The 24997-nt window shown below is 52.2% G+C and carries 12 protein-coding genes; 4 read left to right on the top strand and 8 right to left on the bottom strand.

Annotated elements, in window-relative coordinates:
* Window positions 1-39 precede the first annotated feature (39 nt).
* Window positions 40-558 carry an Hcp family type VI secretion system effector gene (locus tag P4S53_RS06280; RefSeq protein ID WP_046222587.1) on the bottom strand — a complete coding sequence of 173 codons (519 nt, stop codon included), beginning with the start codon at window positions 556-558 and terminating at the stop codon, window positions 40-42.
* A 534-nt stretch (window positions 559-1092) separates the two neighbouring features.
* On the opposite strand from P4S53_RS06280, the gene tssH reads away from it, so the two are divergent.
* On the top strand, window positions 1093-3783 hold the full coding sequence (gene tssH, locus P4S53_RS06275) for a type VI secretion system ATPase TssH (protein ID WP_337111914.1): 2691 nt from the start codon (window positions 1093-1095) through the stop codon (window positions 3781-3783).
* Entirely contained in the window at window positions 3770-5362 is a 1593-nt protein-coding gene (locus tag P4S53_RS06270) for a sigma 54-interacting transcriptional regulator (protein WP_337111913.1), read from the top strand. Before tssH ends, P4S53_RS06270 begins: the two co-directional genes overlap by 14 nt.
* A 94-nt stretch (window positions 5363-5456) precedes the next feature.
* Here the strand turns inward: P4S53_RS06270 and P4S53_RS06265 are convergent, their stop codons facing one another.
* The 5 genes from P4S53_RS06265 to P4S53_RS06245 all read right to left on the bottom strand — a co-directional run bounded on the left by P4S53_RS06265 (window position 5457) and on the right by P4S53_RS06245 (window position 21197).
* Window positions 5457-10802: an Ig-like domain-containing protein gene (locus P4S53_RS06265; RefSeq protein WP_337111912.1), complete on the bottom strand. Its 5346-nt coding sequence runs from the start codon at window positions 10800-10802 to the stop codon at window positions 5457-5459.
* Between the two features lie 85 nt (window positions 10803-10887).
* The gene (locus P4S53_RS06260; protein WP_337111911.1) at window positions 10888-17031 is read right to left on the bottom strand and encodes an Ig-like domain-containing protein; all 6144 of its coding nucleotides are present in this window, start codon (window positions 17029-17031) and stop codon (window positions 10888-10890) included.
* Entirely contained in the window at window positions 17028-18131 is a 1104-nt protein-coding gene (locus tag P4S53_RS06255; RefSeq protein ID WP_337111910.1) for a hypothetical protein, read from the bottom strand. Before P4S53_RS06255 ends, P4S53_RS06260 begins: the two co-directional genes overlap by 4 nt.
* Window positions 18128-19489, bottom strand: a complete 1362-nt coding sequence (locus tag P4S53_RS06250; protein WP_337111909.1) for a carboxypeptidase-like regulatory domain-containing protein — start codon at window positions 19487-19489, stop codon at window positions 18128-18130. The genes P4S53_RS06255 and P4S53_RS06250 overlap by 4 nt, the downstream gene beginning before the upstream one ends.
* 325 nt (window positions 19490-19814) lie before the next feature.
* Window positions 19815-21197, bottom strand: coding sequence for an MATE family efflux transporter (locus P4S53_RS06245; RefSeq protein WP_337111908.1), 1383 nt, complete (start codon window positions 21195-21197; stop codon window positions 19815-19817).
* A 95-nt stretch (window positions 21198-21292) separates the two neighbouring features.
* Between P4S53_RS06245 and P4S53_RS06240 the strand changes: the two genes are divergently transcribed.
* Window positions 21293-22171: an AraC family transcriptional regulator gene (locus tag P4S53_RS06240; RefSeq protein ID WP_337111907.1), complete on the top strand. Its 879-nt coding sequence runs from the start codon at window positions 21293-21295 to the stop codon at window positions 22169-22171.
* Between the two features lie 10 nt (window positions 22172-22181).
* On the top strand, window positions 22182-22445 hold the full coding sequence (locus P4S53_RS06235) for a DUF6500 family protein (RefSeq protein WP_337111906.1): 264 nt from the start codon (window positions 22182-22184) through the stop codon (window positions 22443-22445).
* 71 nt (window positions 22446-22516) lie between these two features.
* On the opposite strand, the gene P4S53_RS06230 is transcribed toward P4S53_RS06235, so the two are convergent.
* Together P4S53_RS06230 and denD are read right to left on the bottom strand one after the other, a co-directional pair.
* Window positions 22517-24013, bottom strand: coding sequence for a GntP family permease (locus P4S53_RS06230; RefSeq protein WP_337111905.1), 1497 nt, complete (start codon window positions 24011-24013; stop codon window positions 22517-22519).
* Window positions 24013-24978 carry a D-erythronate dehydrogenase gene (gene denD, locus P4S53_RS06225; protein WP_337111904.1) on the bottom strand — a complete coding sequence of 322 codons (966 nt, stop codon included), beginning with the start codon at window positions 24976-24978 and terminating at the stop codon, window positions 24013-24015. The genes P4S53_RS06230 and denD overlap by 1 nt, the downstream gene beginning before the upstream one ends.
* Between the last annotated feature and the right edge of the window lie 19 nt (window positions 24979-24997).

The following is a 24997-nucleotide window of genomic DNA, read 5'->3' as shown; positions in this document are numbered from 1 at the left end:
ACAAAAGGGGCCTGAACCGGCCCCCATGAATCGGCGTTATTACGCTTCGCGCGGCGTACGCCAGTCGTCGTTACCTGCGGTACCACAAACTTCGTGAGTCACTTCAATCGCGCGGTAAGTCAGTTTCAGGACTTCTTCAACCACACGGTCAGAAGTCGATGCATCCTGGCAGTGAGCCATACGGGTTTGCATATCAACCAGCAGTGCATCGATCAGTTTGATGGTGTAGTAATGCTCTTGCTTGCCTTGCGTCGAAGTGCGGTAGAAGTTGATGTAAGCTTCTGGCAGCTTCTCACCGCTGACCAATGCGTTGAACAGCAATGGTGAAGTACGGTCTTGTTGCTTGGTCACGATAATTGGACGGTGAACACGCTGACCAGTCGGCTGACCGCTTTGTGGGTCACGAGGAACCGTCAGAACATGGTCCAGTTCCTGAACCAGGAATTCGTCAACGTGCGCTTCCTGCCAAGTGTTACCGACAGAATCTGCAGTGTAAGCATCTTTCGTAATGTGGCCCTGAGTTTCACCATGAATAGACATATAAGCTGGAGTTGGCATAATCACTTTCCCTTAAATTTTAGTAATTTCGATAAGTAGAACATAACGCTGCTCTTTGCGATGATTGATATATTGCAACCACCGTGCCAACTTTTAATTACCATTAAAAACAACGAGTTACGATTTTTGGTAAATTTTAAACTCATTTTTGTTGCCAACTTTTTGGAAAATTTTCTAATTTTTTGTTTTTTAAACCCGAAATTTGAAGCAACTATTTTCACATGCCTGTTTTTCTTTTAACTGTCATTCTTCTTTTTATATCAACGCCAATTTATCTGGTCAGTTCTCGCTTATTTAGTGAATTCTTAAACCTCTGCCACATTTTTCGACATCCGTTAAATCACCTGCCTTTACTGTGTTTTTTCCTATGAAAAAGCTCATAGTGAAACCCCTTATTACAATGCACCCAGGCTAATTGCCACCAAGTATTAAAATAGTCACTAATACAGCGACTTATCGCACTGGCTTCAGCCATCGGGCTTTTTAAAATCTGATTATAATCCGGGCTTTACCTGATTCGAATTTGATGGGCCTATGATTAACGTAAATTTAGCTTCTCTGATTCAACGCCTGCATCCTATTGCGAAAGTCGCACTGGAAGATGCAGCCGCACTCGCTGTTTCTGAACGTTCAACGGAAGTATCGATTGAGCATTACCTGCTGAGTCTGCTTGAACGCCCAAACAGTGATTTTGACTTAATTCTTGCAAGTTTTGACTGCTCCGAAAATTTAATTCGTCAGTCCCTGAATGCTTCGCTGCAGCGCAGTGAGAAATCCGCCGGCGGTAAACCTGTCTTTTCTGCCCTGCTGATTGAATGGCTGCAGGAAACCTGGTTGATGTCATCCATCGACTTAGGACAGCAACACATCCGAACCGGCGCATTGCTGCTGACACTGGTTAAAAATCCGGTGCGTTACGGCCAGCATGACATTCAGAGCTTGTTTGAACCAATCAACAGCGAAACCCTGAAACGAAACTTTGATCAGTTCACCGCAGATTCGATCGAAGCGCAGGTTGCCAATACCGAGAGCAGCGATCCGCGTCAGGAAGGGACTGCATTAAGTAAGTTCACCATCGATTTCACCGGGAAAGCCCGTGAAGGTAAAATCGACCCTGTGTTCTGTCGCGATCGTGAAATTCGCCAGATCATCGATATTCTCGCCCGTCGCCGTAAGAATAATCCCATTGCTGTCGGTGAACCGGGTGTCGGCAAAACCGCCGTGGTAGAAGGCCTGGCGCTGAAGATTGTCGAAGGCGATGTGCCGGATATCCTCAAAGGCGTCGAATTGTTCGGCCTGGATATGGGGTTGTTGCAAGCCGGTGCCAGCGTAAAAGGCGAGTTCGAAAAACGTCTGAATGGCGTTCTTGATGAAGTCAAAAACTCACCAACGCCGATTATTCTTTTCATTGATGAAGCCCATACGCTGGTTGGCGGCGGTAATCAGGCTGGCGGCAGTGACGCGGCGAACCTGCTCAAACCTGCGCTGGCGCGGGGTGAAGTGAAAACTATCGCGGCGACCACCTGGTCGGAATACAAAAAATACTTCGAAAAAGATCCGGCGCTGGCCCGCCGCTTCCAATTGGTGAAGTTAGACGAGCCTTCACCGAAAGAAGCTGCGCTGATCATACGCGGCCTGCGTCCGGCTTATGAAAAAGCCCACAATATTTATGTGCGTGATGATGCCATCGCCTGTGCGGCCGAGCTGTCTTCTCGCTATATCTCAGGTCGTCAGCTGCCGGACAAAGCCATTGATGTGCTCGATACCGCGTGCGCCCGCGTCAATATCAGTCTGCGAGCAACTCCTGCGCCGGTTGAAAGCCTGCAACAGCAAATTGCCTCGCTCAACCGGGAACTGGAAGGTCTGAAGCGCGACGAGCTGCAACAAACCGGCGATAAGAAAAACGCTTCCCTTATCCCGCAGATTGAAAACCAGATCACTGATTTAAAAGAAGAACTGACGGCACTGACAGCCCAGTGGCATCAGGAGAAATCGCTGATCGATGAAATGATCAGCCTGCGCCAGAAGCTCCACATCGCTACTGGCGAAGCCGAAGAAACCGCCTCTGCTGAAGGTGAAGCAGATAGCCATGCAGCAAATGGCTATGCAGAAAATAGCAGCGCAGCCGATATGGATGAGGCCTCGATTCGTGCTGCCATTCTGCGTTGTCAGGAAGCACTGGATGCCTGCCGTACAGACCAAGTGCTGGTTCACTTTGAAGTTGGCCCCGAAGAAATCAGTCAGGTTATCGCAGACTGGACTGGCGTGCCTGTCGGTAAGGTCTTAAAAGACGAGTCGTCGTCGGTGCTGCAACTAGATGAATCACTCGGAAGCGTGATCAAGGGCCAGCCGTTTGCGATCAGCTCGCTCAGTGAAGGCATCCGCGCCGCCAAAGCCGGATTGATGAATCCGGATGCCCCTATGGGCGTCTTCCTGCTGGTCGGTCCGAGTGGTGTGGGTAAAACGGAAACAGCCCGCGTTATTGCGGATCAGCTGTTCGGTGGCGACCGCTTTATGACCACCATCAACATGTCGGAATTTCAGGAAAAGCACACTGTTTCGCGCCTGATCGGTTCACCGCCGGGTTATGTGGGTTATGGTGAAGGCGGTATGCTGACTGAAGCTGTCCGTCAGCGCCCGTATTCTGTGGTGCTGCTGGATGAAGTGGAAAAAGCCGATCCGGAAGTCATGAACCTGTTTTATCAGGTCTTCGACAAGGGCACGCTGAACGACGGTGAAGGCCGGGCAATTGATTTCAAAAATACCCTGATCCTGATGACCAGTAACCTGGCGACGCAAGAAATCGAAGCGCTGACTCAGCAAAGCGATGACATCACCGCACCGCAGATTGCTGATGCCATTCGTCCGACACTGAACCGCTATTTCAAGCCGGCACTGCTGGCCCGCATGAACGTGATCCCTTATCTGCCACTGGCCGATGCGGCGATGACCGACATTATTCAGCACAAGCTGGGCAAACTCGGCGCCCGCCTGAAAGCCAATCACGATCTGACGCTGGCCTTTGAACAGGATCTGGTTGATTTTGTACTGGGCCATTGCCGACTGAGCGAAACCGGTGCGCGTAATATCGATGCCGTGATCAACCGTCAGCTTCTGCCTCAGCTCTCCAACGAACTGCTGGGGCATCAGGGTGAAGAAAGTGTTCATACCACACTGACAGTTTCTGTTGATGAACAAGGATCGATCGAGTATGCCTTCAGTTAATTCTGGAGAACTCAATAACCTGTTACTGGCAATCAGTCAGACCTTGTCAGACCGTACACAGCTGGCGTCCACTATGGACGCCATTCTGGCCGCGGCACGTCAACTGACTCAGGCGAAGCACGGTATCATGTACGTGCTGGACCAAACCGGGCAGGCATTAGTTCCCCTCAGCGTACATAAACACGAGCAAGCCATTATTGACCACATCTGGCTGCCCATGCAGTTGGATATGCTCAAAGATAATGACCCTTTTGGTTATGCCATCACTTCGGGCGAGATCGTTCTGATCAACGATCTGTACACCTATTCCGGCTATAACTGCGATCTGATTTATCAGAATGAAGCCGCCATGGGTCTGCACAGTACCAACCTGCTGGCCTGGCCGCTGAAAGATCACCAGAACCTGACCGTTGGATTACTGGTGTTGTTCGACTTGTGTCTGATCGACGATGAACAGTCGCTGTCTGTCTTTACCAAACTGGCTGGCACCAGTATTCGTCAGGCCACCCTGCTGGATACCTACCACACCAGCCTGCGCAATTTAGAAGCTGACAATGCGGCGCTTAACCGTGAAAATCAGCAGCTGAAAGCCCGTAAAAAGCCCAATTATGATGGGCCGATTGCGGAAAGCGAGCCGATGCGCCAGGTACTGGAACGGCTGCAACGCATTCTGACCTTACCGGTTGATGTGCTGCTGCGAGGTGAAACCGGCGCTGGTAAGGAAGTGATTGCCCGCTATATTCACGACAATTCCAATCGCTCAGATAAGCCCTTTATCGCGCAGAACTGTGCGGCTATTCCGGAACAACTCCTTGAGTCGGAGCTGTTCGGCCATAAAAAAGGCGCCTTTACCGGGGCCGATAAAGACAAAATCGGGCTGTTTGAAGCGGCCGATGGCGGCACACTGTTTCTTGATGAAATTGGTGATATGCCTCTGCTGCTCCAGGCCAAGTTGCTACGTGTGCTGCAGGAGCGTAAATTCCGCGCCATTGGCTCCAGTGAAGAGCGCAGTATTGATGTTCGTGTGGTTGCGGCAACGCACTGTCATCTGATGGATAAAATTCAGAAAGCCGAGTTTCGCGCCGACCTGTTTTACCGGCTGAATGTCTTCCCGATTAATCTGCCGCCACTGCGTGAACGTCAGGAAGACATTCTGCCACTGGCAGAGCATTTCATTGCCCATACCAGCCAGAAAATGCAACTGGACAGCGAACCTGTGCTGAGCAAAAAAGCCCGCAAGCAACTACTGGAGTACGGCTTTCCGGGAAATGTGCGGGAGCTGAGAAATGTCATCGAACGGGCGGTTTTGCTGTCGGATTTTGAAACGGTAGACACACTGGAACTGGGCGAAATGGATACCTTTATTCCCGCTGATATCCCCGAAGAAACCATTTTTGAGGTTGAATTACCCGAGATTGACGCCGGCTCATTAAAAGATTCGGTCAATCAGTACGAGCGGGATGTCATTATCAAAACCTTGGAGCGTTTTAACTGGCAAACCCGAAAAGCCGCCGAATCTCTTGCTGTCCCTGTAAGTACGCTCAATCATAAAATCAAGAAGTATGAGATCACACCGTAATTCCTGTTGTCGTTAAATCAACCTTGAACTAAAACAGCCACCTGAGCATAAGCAAAGATGGCTGTTTAAACATCAGACAATCATCAGCTGATGATTAATTTACAGTTAATATTGCCGTGACTGCTTGCCCCATATTTCCATATTGATCCTGATCGCCTGCTTCTACACCAATCACAGTCTCACCCAAATCGAATTCCGTTGTGTCGAGTTCAAAAATAAATTCCGTTCTGTCCAGATTGATAACAGGTGCAGACCAGAAGCTGACAAGTTCAGTATTGGCTGGTGTCAGCACAGGCTCTGTCAACACTGATCGATTAAAGGCTATGGTCACCTGCAAAACCTCCCCTTTTATGACCTGAGTGTTCCCATCCTGAAAAGCGATGCTTGTCGTTAACGGGGATCCAATCACACTCAAACTGAGATGTGCTTCACTACCTGGCATATCATCATCCGCGGCGAAGTAACTTCCTTCTGAGACCTGAATCGAAATGTCAGTATCAACGCCTGCCGGAGCTGTATAACGGACCTGCCAGTGAATAGCTGACAGCTGATTAAAGTCACTGAAAGCACCTGCTTCACCACCCGCTGCTGCAGTTGCAATAAGATCATCCTGAGAAAAACCGTTCACCACTTCCGAGAAATGCAGATCTAACCAGATAGTTTTCCCGCCCCCCATCTCAGTGCTATCCGGGTCGCGGACGGTCATGTTTATGGTCGGCACAGTCCACGGCTCAACAACAATACTTTCTGTAGTAAAAATCTTTTCATTTCCGGCAAGATCTGTCGCCTTAATAATTAAGTTGTAGTTACCTGGAGCGACATTAAAGTCAAAGCTATAGGTACCACTGTGATCAGGCGGCGCAGTCACATGAAAAGCTGCGGTTTGCTCTAAGCCATTATCAAGGACCGAAATAATCTTGGAACTGTCAAGATTCAAGTCAACAATATCTGCCATGGCACGAATGAAATATTTTCCTGCTTCTGGAGCCAGAGGTTGCTGAGCTGTATGAACGTTCAGAATCTGCGGCTGCTCCAGATCAACCAGGACCGGCAGTTGCGTGACAGCCGTGCTTTCGCCGTTCAGGGTGTACTCACTGACGGTGCGGCCCAGGCTGTCCTGTACGCTCAGGTTCAGATCATATTCGCCCTGCTCGGACAGTTGCAGTGGCAGTTGATCCGTCACATCGCTGCCGCCGCTGAACGGGCCGTTCACCACGATATCACTCTGCGCGCTATCCCGAGCGACCAGTGTCAGGGTATACCCGCTGACACCAGCTCGGGAGCCTACAGGCGTCTCAGTGCTGACGGTGAAGCCCGGATCCGCCGAGGTCAGCATCAGCTGGCCACCGGACAGCTGACTACCCGGTACGGACAGAGTGACCGCCGTCAGGGCGATATCCACCGACAGCTCCCGATTGACCACAGCACCGGCATCATCCGTCACCTCAATCTGCACCCGGAAGCTTTGCGCGCCCCCCAACTGGGCGGCATCAAAACTCAGCTGGCTCAGGTTGCCGTCAGCCAGAGTTTTCTCCGCTGTAATCGGCGAGCCAGGCAGATCCAGCACAGTATAGCGAACCGAGGCCAGGGCCGATTCGGCATCCGTGATGTCAAAGTCCATCACCACCTGACCGCCCTGCTCAGCAAGACTGAAGTCCGCACCAATCACTGGGGCGATATTGGTGACCGTCACCGGGAGGCTGGCTGCCAGTCCGGCATTGCCGTAGTCATCCAGATAGCCGGCGGCAACACCCACCTGATGCACACCCACTGCCAAAGTCTGAGGGGAGAAGTCATAGGTGATTTCCGTCATCCCCGGGTTCTTGCGAAGGTTGCTCCATACGCCTTCTTCCGGCAGGGGCACCACCTCGCCACTGACCGGCCGGTTGAAGGTAAAGGTGACGGCTATCGTGCCGATGCGGCTGACCTCATCCCCCTCCGGCAGGGAGACAGACGCGGTCAGCGGGCTGCCGATAACATCCAGACTCAGGCTACCAGCACTGCCGGCCAGCTGGGTGGCAGCAGAGACATAGCTGTCGGCCGTGACGCTCAGGGTTATCCCGGTATCAACACCGACCGGAGAACGGTACACCGCCGTCCAGCGACCGGGGCTTTGCTCAGCCAGACCGCTCAGGGTACCGGCATCGCCGCCGCTGGCGGCAGTCAGCACGATATCTTCAGCCGCAAAGCCGCTGACCGGCTCACTGAAGTCAAACACCAGGGTGGTGTCCTGGCCGCTGCCCAGTTCGGTCAGCCCGTCCTGAGTGCTGATGGCGACTGTCGGTACCTGCCACGGATCCACAGTCACCGCAGGAACAATCAGGCTCTGGCTGTGCCCGGCCGTATCCGCGGTATTGAGGGTCAGCTCGTAGCTTCCGGCTTCAACCAGAAACTCAAACAGGTAAGTGTTCGACGGCGCATCCGGACGGATCACCGACACCGGGGCAATCAGCGCACCACCGTTACTGAGGCTGGCGGTTACCGCACTGTCGACCAGATGCAGATCGCTGATGTCTGCGCTCACCTGCAACACATATTCATTGTTGACCGGTGGTACCGCCTGCTGCTCGGGCTGCACATTGGCGATCACCGGATTTTCCAGATCAACCAGAACCGGCAGTTGCGCAGTCGCGGTGCTTTCGCCGTTCAGGGTGTACTCACTGACGGTACGGCCCAGACTGTCCTGTACGCTCAGGTTCAGATCATATTCGCCCTGCTCGGACAGTTGCAGTGGCAGTTGATCCGTCACATCGCTGCCGCCGCTGAACGGGCCGTTCACCACGATGTCGCTCTGTGCTCCATCCCGGGCGACCAGTGTCAGGGTATATCCGCTGACACCGGCACGGGAGCCTACAGGCGTCTCAGTGCTGACGGTGAAGCCCGGATCCGCCGAGGTCAGCATCAGCTGGCCACCGGACAGCTGACTACCCGGCACGGACAGAGTGACCGCCGTCAGGGCGATATCCACCGACAGCTCCCGGTTAACCACAGCACCGGCATCATCCGTCACCTCAATCTGCACCCTGAAGCTTTGCGCGCCCCCCAACTGGGCGGCATCGAAACTCAGCTGGCTCAGATTGCCGTCAGCCAGAGTTTTCTCTGCTGTGATCGGCGAGCCCGGCAGATCAAGCACGGTATAGCGAACCGAGGCCAGGGCCGATTCGGCATCCGTGATGTCAAAGTCCATCACCACCTGACCGCCCTGCTCAGCAAGACTGAAGTCCGCACCAATCACCGGGGCGATATTGGTGACCGTCACCGGGAGGCTGGCTGTCAGTCCGGCATTGCCGTAGTCATCCAGATATCCGGCGGCCACACCCACCTGATGCACACCCACTGCCAAAGTCTGAGGGGAGAAGTCATAGGTGATTTCCGTCATCGCCGGGTTCTTGCGAAGGTTGCTCCATACGCCTTCTTCCGGCAGGGGCACCACCTCGCCACTGACCGGCCGGTTGAAGGTAAAGGTGACGGCTATGGTACCGATGCGGCTGACCTCATCCCCCTCCGGCAGGGAGACAGACGCGGTCAGCGGGCTGCCGATAACATCCAGACTCAGGCTACCAGCACTGCCGGCCAGCTGGGTGGCAGCAGAGACATAGCTGTCGGCCGTGACGCTCAGGGTTATCCCGGTATCAACACCGACCGGAGAACGGTACACCGCCGTCCAGCGGCCGGGGCTTTGCTCAGCCAGACCGCTCAGGGTACCGGCATCGCCGCCGCTGGCGGCAGTCAGCACGATATCTTCAGCCGCAAAGCCGCTGACCGGCTCACTGAAGTCAAACACCAGGGTGGTGTCCTGGCCGCTGCCCAGTTCGGTCAGCCCGTCCTGAGTGCTGATGGCGACTGTCGGTACCTGCCACGGATCCACAGTCACCGCAGGAACAATCAGGCTCTGGCTGTGCCCGGCCGTATCCGCGGTATTGAGGGTCAGCTCGTAGCTTCCGGCTTCAACCAGAAACTCAAACAGGTAAGTGTTCGACGGCGCATCCGGACGGATCACCGACACCGGGGCAATCAGCGCACCACCGTTACTGAGGCTGGCGGTTACCGCACTGTCGACCAGATGCAGATCGCTGATGTCTGCGCTCACCTGCAACACATATTCATTGTTGACCGGTGGTACCGCCTGCTGCTGGGGTTGCACATTAGCGATCACCGGATTTTCCAAGTCAACCAATACCGGCAGTTGCGCAGTCGCGGTGCTTTCGCCGTTCAGAATGTACTCGCTGACGGTGCGGCCCAGGCTGTCCTGTACGCTCAGGTTCAGATCATATTCGCCCTGCTCGGACAGTTGCAGTGGCAGCTGAGCCGTCACATCGCTGCCGCCGCTGAACGGGCCGTTCACCACGATGTCGCTCTGTGCTCCATCCCGGGCGACCAGTGTCAGGGTATATCCGCTGACACCGGCACGGGAGCCTACAGGCGTCTCAGTGCTGACGGTGAAGCCCGGATCCGCCGAGGTCAGCAGCAGCTGGCCACCGGACAGCTGACTGCCCGGTACGGACAGAGTGACCTCCGTCAGGGCGATATCCACCGACAGCTCCCGATTGACCACAGCACCGGCATCATCCGTCACCTCAATCTGCACCCGGAAGCTTTGCGCGCCCCCCAACTGGGCGGCATCGAAACTCAGCTGGCTCAGATTGCCGTCAGCCAGAGTTTTCTCTGCTGTGATCGGCGAGCCCGGCAGATCAAGCACGGTATAGCGAACCGAGGCCAGGGCCGATTCGGCATCCGTGATGTCAAAGTCCATCACCACCTGACCGCCCTGCTCAGCAAGACTGAAGTCCGCACCAATCACTGGGGCGATATTGGTGACCGTCACCGGGAGGCTGGCTGCCAGTCCGGCATTGCCGTAGTCATCCAGATAGCCGGCGGCAACACCCACCTGATGCACACCCACTGCCAAAGTCTGAGGGGAGAAGTCATAGGTGATTTCCGTCATCCCCGGGTTCTTGCGAAGGTTGCTCCATACGCCTTCTTCCGGCAGGGGCACCACCTCGCCACTGACCGGCCGGTTGAAGGTAAAGGTGACGGCTATCGTGCCGATGCGGCTGACCTCATCCCCTTCCGGCAGGGAGACAGACGCGGTCAGCGGGCTGCCGATGACATCCAGACTCAGGCTACCTGCACTGCCGGCCAGTTGGGTGGCGGCAGAGGCATAGCTGTCTGCCGTGACGCTCAGGGTGATCCCGGTGTCAGCACCGACCGGAGAACGGTAAACCGCCGTCCAGTGACCGGGACTTTGCTCAGCCAGACCACTCAGGGTGCCGGCATCGCCGCCGCTGGCGGCGGTCAGCACGATATCTTCAGCCGCAAAGCCCGTCACCGGCTCGCTGAAGTCAAACACCAGAATAGTGTCCTGACCGCTGCCCAGCTTGGTCAGCCCGTCCTGAGTGCTGACGGTCACGGTCGGTACCTGCCACGGATCCACGGTCACCGACGGAACAACCTGGCTCTGGCTATGCCCGGCCGCATCCGCGGCGTTGAGGGTCAGCTCGTAGCTACCGGCTTCAACCAGAAACTCAAACAGGTAAGTGTTCGACGGCGCATCGGGGCGGACTCACCGCCACCGGGGAAATCACCGCACCACCGTTACTGAGGCTGGCGGTTACCGCACTGTTGACCAGATGCAGATCGCTGATGTCTGCGCTCACCTGCAACACATATTCATTGTTGACCGGTGGTACCGCCTGCTGCTGGGGCTGCACATTAGCGATGACCGGATTTTCCAAGTCAACCAGGACCGGCAGTTGCGCAGTCGCGGTGCTTTCGCCGTTCAGGGTGTACTCGCTGACGGTGCGGCCCAGGCTGTCCTGTACGCTCAGCGTCAGGTCATACTCGCCCTGATCTGCTATCTGAACAGGTAATTGCCCGACCACACTGGCATTACCACTGAACTGACCATTCATCACAATATCACTCTGCACGCCATCCCGGGCGACCAGTGTCAGGGTGTACCCGCTGACACCGGCACGGGAGCCGGCAGGCGTCTCCGTGCTGACGGTGAAGCCCGGATCCGCCGAGGTCAGCAGCAGCTGGCCACCGGACAGCTGACTACCCGGTACGGACAGAGTCACCGCCATCAGGGCGATATCAACCGACAGCTCCCGATTGACCACAGCACCGGCATCATCCGTCGCCTCAATCTGCACCCGGAAGCTTTGCGCGCCACCCAACTGGGCGGCATCGAAACTCAGCCGGCTCAGGTTGCCGTCAGCCAGAGTTTTCTCCGCTGTAATCGGCGAGCCCGGCAGATCCAGCACAGTATAACGAACCGAGGCCAGAGCCGATTCGGCATCCGTGATGTCAAAGTCCATCACCACCTGACCGCCCTGCTCAGCAAGACTGAAGTCCGCACCAATCACTGGGGCGATATTGGTGACCGTCACCGGGAGGCTGGCTGCCAGTCCGGCATTGCCGTAGTCATCCAGATAGCCGGCGGCAACACCCACCGGATGGATTCCGACGGCCAGCGCCTGAGGGGAGAAGTCATAGGTGATTTCCGTCATCCCCGGGTTCTTGCGAAGGTTGCTCCATACGCCTTCTTCCGGCAGGGGCACCACCTCGCCACTGACCGGCCGGTTGAAGGTAAAGGTGACGGCTATGGTACCGATGCGGCTGACCTCATCCCCCTCCGGCAGGGAAACAGACGCGGTCAGCGGACTGCCGATAACATCCAGACTCAGGCTACCGGCACTGCCGGCCAGCTGAGTGGCGGCAGAGACATAGCTGTCGGCCGTGACGCTCAGGGTTATCCCGGTATCAACACCGACCGGAGTACGGTACACCGCCGTCCAGCGACCGGGACTTTGCTCAGCCAGACCGCTCAGGGTGCCGGCATCGCCGCCGCTGGCGGCAGTCAGCACGATATCTTCTGCTGCAAAGCCGATGACCGGCTCGCTGAATTCAAACACCAGGATAGTGTCCTGGCCGCTGCCCAGCTCGGTCAGCCCGTCCTGAGTGCTGACGGCGACTGTCGGTACCTGCCACGGATCCACGGTCACCGCAGGAACAATCAGGCTCTGGCTGTGCCCGGCCGCATCCGCGGCGTTGAAGGTCAGCTCGTAGCTACCGGCTTCAACCAGAAACTCGAACAGGTAAGTGTTTGACGGCGCATCCGGACGCACAATTTTCACTGGTAGTATCGTTGAAGCACCTTGGCTTAAGCTTGCTGTCACCGAACTATCAATCAAGTGATGGTCACTGATGTCAGCAGACACATGCAAAACGAACTTGTTATTTACCGGAGGAACTGCCTGTTGCTGGGATTGGACATTCGCAATGACCGGGTTAGCCATATCAACCAAAACAGGTTTTTGCGTCGTCGGTACAGTTTCATCCTTTAAAGTGAAACTACTGATGTCCCGTCCAAGGTTATCGAATACAGACAGTTTCAGATCATAGCGCCCTTGCAAACTCTCATTGAGATTGATACTGCCCGTTACCGACGGAATACCTGCAAAGTTGCCTTCAACGGAAATATTGTCCAACCCCGGATCCAAAGCCACTAGCGTCAGAACATAACGTCTCACTTCTGCTCGAGTCTCAGGCACAGCAGCGGTAATGATGTTAAAAGTCTGATTTAGGTTTTGCAGTATCAGGTTTGACTGTTCTTTCGCAACACTCGGCAATTCCAATGTCACTGCCGGTTTAGTGATATCAATAGTGAAGTCTTTACTCTGCACCTGACCCACATTATCTGTCGCTTTGATCTCAACCCGGAAGCTTTTCTCATTGCCCAGTTTTGATGTATCAAATTCCAGTTGAGCGATAGTCTCGTCTTCCGCAGACTTGTCTACAATGAATGATGAATTACCAATATCCTTTACGGTATATTTTACAGCTTTCAAACCACTGTCTTCATCCGAGATATCAAAGTTCACCAACACCTGGTTGCTTGTGTTAGAGCTAATGCTGTAAATATCTGAGATCTTCGGTGGCTTATTATCGATACCAAGTTCCAGATAGGTTTCTGCTTCATTCCCCCATATATCGACAATACGAGCTTTAATCTTAATTGTACTATTGGCATGATCCGGTGAAATATTGCCTTCAAACTTAATACATTCAAAAGCAGGATCATCAGCACAGATAGTCTGGGTGGGGAAATTATTCCTATTCGTTAGGAAGTCAAAAGCACTTGCACCCAAGTCGACGAAGATATTCTCCTGTCTTGCTTCTTCTCCTACAGATTTTTTCAGGAAAAAGTTCACTTCCTGACCATTGATGAAATCACCATTTTTTACCCCGGTAATTTCAATATCTGGTTTTACATTCGGCACACGCAATTGAATATTTGCATCCGTGTCTACCACGATGTTACCAGCCTTGTCTTTTAAACCTGTGAGCTTGACGAAATGCTCGATCTGGCCTCTTCGGATCAAATCTTCATAATCACCCGTGAAGGTATAAGTGATGGTCTGATTACCATTGCTTGGCTGAATACTGGTTGGTTCATATTCTGTTAAGCCTTTGAGTAACTTCACTGTGGCTGTACTGTCCATACCTGACAAAACATCATTCACGGTGACTCGTATCGTTAACTTCTTCACACCATCGATAGTATCTACATCACCTTGCTTCAGAATAAAGGCGTCTTTATTTGCAATAAGTGGTGCATCAACATCCAGCATATTGAACGAGAAGATCTGATCGACTTGGGCCTCATTACTCGCTGTTGTCCGTGTAATCAGAACCGGATTGATCAGCAGATTAGTATCCACGTTGTCAAACTGACAAACAGGTGTTGCTGTGTTGGTATAAACCTTATACAGACCTGATGTGTCATTATCGGGCGCTTTATCACTGTTGTAATCTTCACGTAGCCAACATTCAAGTTTATTCAAAATCGCACCAGGAGCATTTTGCACACCAAATTCAGCCCTGAAACTCCGGCCAAAAACATGTGTACCAAAATCAATCGGCTTGGTAATTGACAAACTATAACCTTCACGTTGTACCTTTAACGATCTGACCAGGCGGTTTTTCTTACGTTCTTCCGGCTTATTCGCCTTGGCACGGTTATAGACAGTCACAATTAAATTGTATTGACCATCATTTGCAATCTGAGTATTGAGTTGAGATTTCCAAAGCCTGTCATTCCCTTCGACCGGACTGAATACAATGGTTTCTCCTTCAGTATTACCGTCACGGATTAAACTGGCTTCAATATTACTATCGATCTGGCTTTCCGGATCGAACGCATTCAGATACAGATCAACCGTTCCATTTTTGGTAATGTTTTCATTCGGGCTAATTTCAAGATCATTGGCCTGATATCTCGCCGTCAGTGAAACTTCAGGTGCAGTTTTATCGACCTTAATAGCAAAAGGTTTTTCCTGTGCATTACCACGAATATCCTGAGCACGAATTTTCAACGTGAAATCCTGCTGCATATTCGTCTCTATCTGAGTCTCATTGGTGGGTTGTTTTCCTTCATCACCCGGAGCAGGACTGCTTCCTGTATACGTCCAGTATGATACGGCCCCGGGCGCTATCGGATTCACCCCTTCATCCCTGACAGCAACATTGAAAATAAACCCAGGCACATAGAAATCATCCGGACTGTAATTAATCAGTGAAATTGTGGGTCCTTCATTATCGAACAAAGTCGATACCGCATTGGAACGGCCTTCAAAACCATGGGAGTCCGTGGCTTTCACAAAGATTTTAATCTGCTTGCCTTCATCCGTCTGAATCAGGGCGGTATTGGCTGGCTGTAAATTGATATCAATGTTGTTCAAACCTTCGGGTTTGAAAGCCTCGACCAGTTGTACATTTTTATCAGTCAATTCCTGCCAGACACTGACATCTTCCACCCCGGAGTCATCCGTAATACTGGCAATGCTGACCTTAAAGCGGGTCCCCATGATGTTACCCGATAGTTCTGGGGCAGTGCCGTCGGCTAACGTGGGTGTGGTAATACTCGGGCCCATTTTATCGACCTTAAACTCAAACTTACCTTCCCCGATATTCGGCTGAAAGGCTGTGTCTGATGCCGAAATATATAAGGTATAAGTTTTACCATGGATCAAGTTGTCAGCCACCAGCTGAACCTTGGTATTCCCTTTATCCCCAAGGGTATATGCAGGCAACCCAGAACAATCCTGACCTTGAATACAGGGCTCCAGCTCGACTAATCCTGCACCAGTATGCAACTGCAGCTGAATATCCCCAAGTGGACTGACATTACCGACGCCATTGTTAATCACCGAGATCGGTGCCCACTGCTCGTTTCCGCCCAGCATTGAAATTTCCGTTGGCAGAATTGCTGGCTCTTCATAGTCAATATTCACCTGATAACGTCCAACATTTGGATCGGTTGCCGTAATGGTATTCCCCAGGCTATCGCCACCTTCAGTGAGCAACACCCATTTGCCAGGCCCCAAATCGACGGTAGGTGTACTGTCCCCGTTACATTTATCTGCCCTGCAAAGGAAAATTTTGACAACATTCCCTTCAGTGACCATTTCATCGCTGCTTACAACACGTTCCTGGCTGCCATTGCGGAAAATAAAACGACGCCTTGAGGCATCCTCACCAACCCTTTCGTCAATGGTGAATTTCAGTAACTGCTTATAATTGGTATTGATATAGGTATCATCAGGAAGAGCATCTGCTCTGAACGGCGGCGTAAAACTATAGCTAGGCGGTTCATTATCGACATAGTAGATCTTAGAGAATGGCAGCATGCTGTGATAACCATGGCTATTCCCTTCACGGTCACTACTGCTCAATAACAGATCTAAGCGGGCTATCCCTGGGAAATTATTAAGGGTATTGACTCCAAACTGGTGTTTTTCCTGATACGGATCGTTGTCAATCAGTATACTGGTGACACCAGTGAGGTTTGTGGCATCCACGCTATCGTCGTCTCCCCACAATAACTCCAGTTTTGTCGGGAACGTTGACTTATCCAGTCCTGATGGATCGCTCACATTCGCAATAGCGCTCAGATCACCGCTAATATAAACCCTGTTATTGGTTTCAACGAGATTTGTCGCGAGGGGATCAACCGTCACACTCGGCGGTTCTTGATCAACCGGTTCGGGTGTCTTCGTGAAAATAGGCTGCCCCTGAAGTTTGGGATCCGATTTCGCAAAACGGTTGGCATAATACATAGCTACCTTGCTATCGATCGGATAAATCGATTTATCACCAGCAGTCACTGCATAAAATTGTTTCCCCAGTTCCTCGCGGTAAAAACGCTCAGACAGAGGCAAGCCACCGAAATCAACCGACTCACCTGCAGCATTCAGCCCATCGGGCTTGCCATTACTGGAGATATCACTATAAAAAGATTTTGCCAGGTCAATACTGTTCTTGATTGGCACACTTTCAGACATTTTGACCATAGCTTCCAACAGGAAACGGTACAGGTACGGGCTGGAAGGCGGGTTCGGGATCTGCGCCAGTTCATCCGCGGTAGCATATCGCGTCGATACCGGATTGAAGCCAAAAAATTGCGTGCTTTGTTCCCCGAACATCGCGTCCACTTGCGACAACAGACTCTTGGCGGTTGCTTGCGACTTATCAGACTGTTCAAATAAATAATCGAAGAAACCGGACTGGAACACAGAAAGTTCAGTCACCACCAACTCGCGGTTACCATTTCCCCCGCCCACAACGGCATAAGCACGCAAGCCATTTTCTTCTGTGAGTGTCACTGTCTGACGCTCTTCTTTACTCCAGTTATAAAAAGTGCCGAAGGACCGGTTAAGGTCACTCGGTGGATCTCCCCGGCAAACTGAGAGTTCAGCGTACAGCTGGCAGCATCTTTTAACTTTTCACTGGAACTATTTGACGATTGCGCCAGAAGCGTACAGGAGCCCACTAATCCCCATTTGCCAGAACCGAGCAAACGCTCCACGTTGGCCGAGGCATTAATATAAGGCGCAGTTATCTTGATCGTCGGCAGGTTGAATGTAGATTTAAACTGGAACTTATAAGGAACCGAGGTATTCCCTGAGCCATCCTTTGTCACTATGGTAATGGTCTGCGCATGTTGTTCATTGACCCGGGTGAAATCTGAGCCAAAAATTTCTTTCACAAACGGGATAAAATACCGGACCTGATTGATATACCCGTCTGCATCGGGTTCTGGCAGTATTTCATGAGGAATTTTATCGCCAAGGTTCACTTGTTTGTGAATGATGGTTGCTTGCTCGCCGATATTGCCGGCTTCATAAGTCACAGTAACAACAAGATCTTCCGCAGATGTTTGCGTGAGCTCAGAGCCACCGGCACTGTCTGATACGGTTAACACCAGATAAGGGATCTGATTCTGATCCAGGATTAATGAGGTAAAATCACTGAAGTCAACGTCCGGGTGGACACCTTTCAACCCCTGCAGGGCATAAGCATAGTTCAGATTCAGATACTGCTTTCCGTACAGATCCTGAAAGTACTCCTGAGTTAAATTGTCCTGATACTCACCGGCATCGGCATCAAAAAACTTCATTGCCACTTGAGGGAAAGAAATGGCCTGAGTGGGTGCTGTTGTATCGGATAACACCACATGCGGTTCTACTTTCGTATTCCCACTGACGTCACTGGCAGAAATAAAGAAGTTTGTTTGTCCGCCAATGAACAGTGTTTTATCGTAAGTTTCTGAAAATACGCATACTTCTTCCTGAGTTGCTTCATCGAGTTGCATCGTACAAGCAATTGGCTCAGGGACCCCCGCATTCACACCAATTGACACACTGGCAATATCGGAGCCGGCATCTTCAATCGTGCCAGACAGAATATAAATTTGCTGATTCACCGGGTTAAATGCGCCAGGCGAGGTGATATTGATGGTCGGAGCAATGTTATCCCATTGAAGGGGAACATAGTTGGTGTTGTTCGCATTTTCGAGCACATCAGCAACGCTGTACACCAAACGGGCTTGCATTGCCTCAGTGGATAGCTGGTCAATTGCCAGCGTATTGACTTTGGTGACAACCTGAGCTTCGCGCACTCCACTTTTGATATTTTCAGATTGCACACTGCACAAAGCTGAATTGCTGCCCATGCAGCTTTCAGACTCCCCCAGTTGCCCCCTTCAGGCCTTGTCTGGATGAAAACGTCGACGGAATCAATACCAATAAAGTCAGTCACCTTCACAGTGACTAATCCTGAACCCGATAACACGTCTTGACCGACACGTGTCACGACTGGCGGTTCGTCATCAATAATTTCCGGAGTTCGGGTGGCATAAATTCCTCCGGACGCATTATTGAGCTTATTGACCAGCGTAGAATAATCACCCGGCGGTGTCCCTGATGTATTGACTTCCGGGTTATTGACCACTCTCAGCAAGTGCTGCGCCATGGAATTGGTGTAAAAGTCAGCATTGATTTTCTGCAGACCATAGGACAAAGCCACAGGTAACGCTGAGACTTCATCCATTGACCAGCCATCAAGCTGTCCCGTTGCCTGAATATCCCGAAACTGAAGATCCGCAAGATTATAGGATGTGTAGATATTTTTTTCGCTGTCACTGCCCCCTGAATTTTGCAGTGATTCATAGGCTAACGAAGAATACGCCAGTAAAAATGCGCCATATTGATGACCTTGTGTGGCGATTGCACTCCAGTTACCTTTTGAGATATCCAGCGGTTCTGTCGCAATCACATCGAATCCATACTGACTATTGACTGCGGCATTGGCGGATTCGATGGCGGCGGCTGTTTGCTGCCCTAAACGAATCATATTGTAATCAGCCAGACCCACCGCAATATTTGTCAACGGTGTCAGCATGACCTTCCGGCTCTGTCCTTCAGTGAAATTCACGTAAGTACGAAGTTTGATCGGGCCGCGGTCATTTGCGGTGACGACATGATTCGAATAAGGATCTAAAAATCCGCCGCCACTGGACTCGATGTATAAAGGTGTAGAGCCGGCCGTCAGAGCGACAGAAAAACGACCATCAGGATTTGTGCTTGTTGTTGCTAACAGGCGGCCAACCTTACCCTGATTGAACTCATAGACACGGACCGTCGCATTGGATACAGCAGCGTCAAAAACAACGCCGCTGAGAATGCCTTGCTGGCGATCTTTGGGGTATTCCGGGTAAGATTCTTCGCCTCCGCAGGCGGAAATAATGATACTTAGCAGAAGTAAAACAATTCGTCTGAACACGTTAGCCACACTGAAAAATTGGTCAATAGCGCATTATTATATGCAGCGCAAGACTCAAAACAATCCAGTAAAAACAACAAGTTACAAGATCAAATCGACAGCTTAAACCGTCGAAATGACAGGCTAATAAGTAATTTAATCAGGCGGATTTCATGTGACTCAGCCAAAATCGACACTTCTCAACGTCTATAAGCCCAGTAAAATGTCTTTTTAATGGCTATATTTGTGAGCTGTTCACCAAGCTTGTATACCGAGAACTAATTTAGTGCAGAGTGCTGATGATAAATTCACCATATCTGACGCGCTATATACGATTCACTTCATCCTATCTGACAATATCCGGCTCCCGAATCAGATTATTGATCCACTTTTTCGACTGAATACGCTGGGTGGTCAGCCCTATCTTGACCACTTCTTCCAGTAAGATGACTGCCAGGACCCAGTCCAGTGACCAGCCCAGCACCAGACCTGTGTAATAGGCCAGTGGAATACCTATCGCCCACTGGGCAAACAGATCAATAAAGATGCTGTAATTGATATCACCGCCGCTGCGCATCACGCCGCCTATCCCGACCATGTTGAAGACTTTCAGCACCATGCCAAATGCCATCACCAGGGTCACATTGACTGCCAGATCTTTGTGTTCGACCGGACTTAACCCGATCAGAAAAACAATCACCGGCTGTGCCAGCCAGCAGGCTATGGCCAGCAATAACGCACAACTACAGCTGATGATCACATACCACCAGGCTGTGCCTTCGACCCTTGGGTAGTTATCCGCCCCGATGTCATTGCCTAAAATGATGGACGCGGCCACCGCAAAGCCCAGAAACGCCGAGATGAGCACGCTTTCAACCGGCGACAGCAGGGAGATAATCGCCAGTTCACTAACCCCTAACTGACCCACCAGCACGTTATAGACCACCAATCCGGCTGCCCAGCCGGTGTCGTGGACAAACATCGGCATCGCGACCTTAAAATAGCGTCGTAAATGATGACGCTTCACCGCGTCAATCCAGTGAAAACGCTCAGGCAGCAAATGCGGATAGCGGCGAACCACTACCCAAAAAAGCAGCGCGGTTTGCAGCAAGCGGGAGATGATGGTGCCGATCCCTGCGCCCAGCACGCCCAGTTCCGGCAATCCCCACAGACCGAAAATCAGCAAGGCGTTCAGTAAGGCATTGATAGCTATCGCGAAAATACTGATGATGGTGGGCAACCTGGCATCCCCGATTGAACGCAATGCTGATTCCAGTGGCACCACCATGGCCGTAAAGAGAATGCTTGGCCCGGTGATCCACAGATAGTCCGTTGCCAGCTGTACGTAATGCGGGTCGGAAGCAACCAGAGCCACCAGAGGCTGAGGGATGAGCAGATACAGCACGACAAATGGCAGAACCACCAGCCCGGATAGCATCCATGACTGAGCCAACGTGCGGCGAACCCCCTCCATATTGCCGGCACCAAAGTATTGCGAGGCTAGTACATTGACCGCACCACTGGCTCCGACCACCATGATCAGATTAAAGAAGAATATCCGATTGCCCACACCGACGGCCGCTGTTGCCTGCTCGCCAAGCTGGCTGACCATGAAAATGTCCACGACCCCCAGCAATGAAAACAGCATCGCCTGCAGCGAGACAGGCAAACCAATGGTCAGCAATTTTTGCCAAAACGCGCGATCGATATACTGGGCTGAAAGCAACATCACAATTCTCCATCGGTGATTATGCGCACAGTGTAAATCTCTGACTGAATCCCGTATTCTTTCAACTCATCCAAAACATTTGTCAGACTCTCAAGATGAACGACAAGCAAGAACGATTTCTGATCTCAGAGAAAACGCAGCAAGAGTTCCTGGACCAGACCAAAGTGCTGCTTCTGGAAGAGCATGGCCTGGTGCAATGTGGCATAGCGCACTGCCGCGAGCAGTTTTCCGTGTACAGGAAACATCCGCAAAAGCACATGCTGATGTACACGGTTGGTGGCAAGGGATGGCTGGAAAGTGAAGGACGCCGTTGGCTGCTGGAGCCGGGATCGATGATCATTGTGCCTGCCGGTATTGAGAACGGTTTTGGTATCGAAGAGGACGGCTGGCAAATTGCGTGGCTGTTTCTGGATACCACCCAAGATTGGTCGGCTTTGGTCACCGGTGAGATCAGCTACCTGCTGACGCCAACGGCCGAAGTCATGTACGCCTGTATTCAGACCCTGCTCAGAAGCGGGTCACTGCCGATGGATTTAAGTGCTGCCGTTATCGCACACAGCGTGCAGCAAATTGACTTGCTGCTTCGCACACCGGACATCGCAAGCCAGCCGCGTCATCAGGTTCGGTTAAAAAGGGTTTTTGACCGCGTCCAGCGCCAGTTGCATAAAGAATGGGATGTTCGCCAGCTGGCTGCGCTCTATCCCTGTTCCGAGCCACATTTGCATCGCTTGTGCCAGCAGTACTTGGGGCGCAGTCCCATTGCCCATTTAACCCGGATGCGGATGGAATATGCGGCCCGGCTGCTGCGCTCCTCTGAATGGTCTGTGCAACAGGTCGGGGAAATTGTCGGGTACCCCATTCCGGCTAATTTCAGCACCCGCTTTAAGGCCTGGTCCGGCATGACACCGAGACAATTTCGCCGGCAGCCTTCTGTGGCGGATCAAAGCATCAACATCAAGAATCACTCTGTTTAAGGACAATTCAATGCGTCAATCACTGCGCCAAAAAATCATTCAGGTCTGCCACAAAAAGATTGCTCAGAAGGGTGACAATGTGGGTGTGTCTTTCTATGCCTTTTTCGCCAATAAAAACGATGACCCTGAGCTGCTGATGGAAGCCGCTACCTGGTGGATACAAACCCATCAACTGGATCACTTTGAAAAGGCCCGGAAGATCATAGACATGGTTGAAGCTGATACATCATCCGCTGAACAATCACCACCACCTCTGCCGTTGGTTCAGGGGTAACAACAAAAAAAGCCCCCGCAACCGGGGGCTGTAACACCGAATAGAGATACCTTCATCGACGCCATCACGGATTAATTACTGGCAGCAACCTCTGCTGCGGGTTTACTTTGCGACTTTACGAAGTAGATACAACCCGCCAGGAACAACAGTGGCATCACCGGGTCGAACACACTGCCCTGGCTGCCGAAGATCAGGTTCAGGATCATCACCAGTGAACCGCCGATTGACCAGGCAATCGTGGTTGGTACGGTCCAGATCACCAGCTGCTTACGCACTTCGGTCACGCCCATCAGACGGTTCACAATGTGGAACAGGCTGTCGTTGAAGTAACCGGCGAACAAACTGCCCATGGTTGCGGCAGATGCGGCAAACAGCATGTTGATGCCTTCCATTTCAGCCAGTACAGGTGCAGAAATTGAGGCTGCGGTAATCATGGATACCGTGCCGCTGCCCTGAATTACACGGACCAGAGTCGCGATGATGAACGGGATCATAATCGGTGAAATCGACAGGGCCGCAATCTGGTTGGCGATTTCAGTCCCCGCGCCAGACTCACGCAGGACGCTGCCCAGCGCACCACCGGCACCGGTCACCAGCAGGATAATCCCTGAGGTGGAAATCCCTTCTTCCAGCTTGCGGGTCGTAGTTTCTTTGTCCAGATACGGTGTCAGGGTATACACCGCCAGCAGCGTACTGATCGACAAGGCAATCACAGGATGGCCGACAAAGTTGATCACCGCGCCCAGCGCGCTGTCCGACAACCCGTCAAATCCCAACTGTTTTTCCAGCAGGCTTGCCAGCGATTTCACCAGAATCAGCAGAATCGGCACCGCAATCGGCATGATGGATTTGGTCAGTGAAGGCAGGTTTTTACTGGCTTTAGACGCCATGTAATCGTCATGCACTTTCTTCAGATCATCAGATTCCTGCGGCAAAGCGACAGGTGTCGCGTATTCCGGGAAATGCTTTTCTAACCAGCGGGCGTACATCACAATGCCGTAGATAGATGGCAGCGCAATCACCAGACCCAGACCCAGCATCGAGGCGATGTCGACGCCGAAAATACTGGCGACGCCCAGCGGACCAGGGGTCGGCGGAATACAGTGGTGCGCGACAACCAGACCACCAGCCAGAGCAACAGTCAGTGTCAGAATGGAACGGCCGGAGGTTTTCGACAGCGACTTGGCAATCGGATACAGGATGATCAGTGCACTGTCGACGAACACAGGAATACTGACGATATAACCGGTAATCGCCAGCGCCATTTCTTCCTTCTTTTTGCCCAGCCATTTGATGAAGTGATAAGCAATGGACTCCCCGGCACCGGAGGTTTCCAGAATGGCGCCCATCATGACACCCAGACCAATCACAATCCCAATACCGCCCAGCGTGCCGCCGAACCCTTTGCTGATCGTCGACATGGTGTCATCCACACTCAGCCCGCCGATCAAACCGGCAATACAGGCTGCCGCCAGCATCGCGATCAAGACGTGAACCCGGGTTCTCAGCACCAGAAAAATCAGGACAAAAACCGCAATAATTAAGCCAATTACAGAAATGGGTAACATTAGATCGCCTCCTCTTCGCGTACCGGATACTTGGCTAAATACGCCTGAAGTACCGACTGGAAATCCTTATCCGCTTTAAAACCCAGCGTCAGTTCCGACGCATTATTGAACCCTTTCGGCCAGCTGCCGACAATCCGGACAACCGCCGCATCCGCGTCATAGCTCACACGCTCTGCAAACCCTGTCCCCACAGTCTCTGACATGGCAGCGATCATCTCTGCAGGTGTCACCTGAATACCGGGCAGGTTAAAGGTGCGATAACCTTTGATGGCGTCAGCCGGTAACTGGCTGGCATGGATAATGTTATCGATCACGGTTTCCGGGCTGGAAATCCACAGGGGCAGCGTGGGCTCAACCGGGCAGTTTGATGGTTCGCCTTTCAGCGGTTCACGGATGATGCCGCTGACAAAAGACGACGCGGCTTTGTTCGGCACCCCCGGGCGAATACAGATGGTTGGCAAACGCACAGTGATGGCATCAACAAACCCTTTGCGGCCGTAGTCGTTAACCAGCAGCTCACCAATGGCTTTTTGCGTCCCGTACGAAGAGCTCGGCTGAGTGGCCGTCATCGGCTCGATCCGATCCGGCAGCTCGCCACCGAACACAGCCAGTGAACTGGAGAACACAAAGCGGATCGCCGGATTCACCTGACGGCATTTTTCCAGCAAGAGCTGGGTGGCCAGCAGATTCACTTTCATCCCGAGATCGAAATCTTCCTCGGCATGGCTCGACACAATCGCCGCCAGATGGAAGACATGGGTGGTGTCGGCATCAATCAGCGAATCGATATCTGCCGGGTGCGTAATGTCACCCACAACCGCACTGACACGGCTGTCGAACTGACTCATATCCGGCGCGATACGATCGACGATCTTGATGTGCTCGATGTTGTCATAACGTTGTAGCAGGGTGTCGGTAAGCATGGCTCCTAAAAAGCCTGCCCCGCCTGTAATAATTATTTTCATAGGGGATGTCCTTGCTCTC

The organism is Photobacterium sp. Hal280 (assembly GCF_037162255.1).
Lineage (GTDB): Bacteria > Pseudomonadota > Gammaproteobacteria > Enterobacterales > Vibrionaceae > Photobacterium.
The sequence above is the reverse complement of the archived record's forward strand: the minus strand, read 5'-3'. Positions and strand labels throughout refer to the sequence as shown.

Coding starts and splice junctions, on each gene's coding strand:
- P4S53_RS06280 (WP_046222587.1), bottom strand. CDS start 558: ATGCCAACTCCAGCTTATATGTCTATTCATGGTGAAACTCAGGGCCAC.
- tssH (WP_337111914.1), top strand. CDS start 1,093: ATGATTAACGTAAATTTAGCTTCTCTGATTCAACGCCTGCATCCTATT.
- P4S53_RS06270 (WP_337111913.1), top strand. CDS start 3,770: ATGCCTTCAGTTAATTCTGGAGAACTCAATAACCTGTTACTGGCAATC.
- P4S53_RS06245 (WP_337111908.1), bottom strand. CDS start 21,197: ATGTTGCTTTCAGCCCAGTATATCGATCGCGCGTTTTGGCAAAAATTG.
- P4S53_RS06240 (WP_337111907.1), top strand. CDS start 21,293: ATGAACGACAAGCAAGAACGATTTCTGATCTCAGAGAAAACGCAGCAA.
- P4S53_RS06235 (WP_337111906.1), top strand. CDS start 22,182: ATGCGTCAATCACTGCGCCAAAAAATCATTCAGGTCTGCCACAAAAAG.
- P4S53_RS06230 (WP_337111905.1), bottom strand. CDS start 24,013: ATGTTACCCATTTCTGTAATTGGCTTAATTATTGCGGTTTTTGTCCTG.
- denD (WP_337111904.1), bottom strand. CDS start 24,978: ATGAAAATAATTATTACAGGCGGGGCAGGCTTTTTAGGAGCCATGCTT.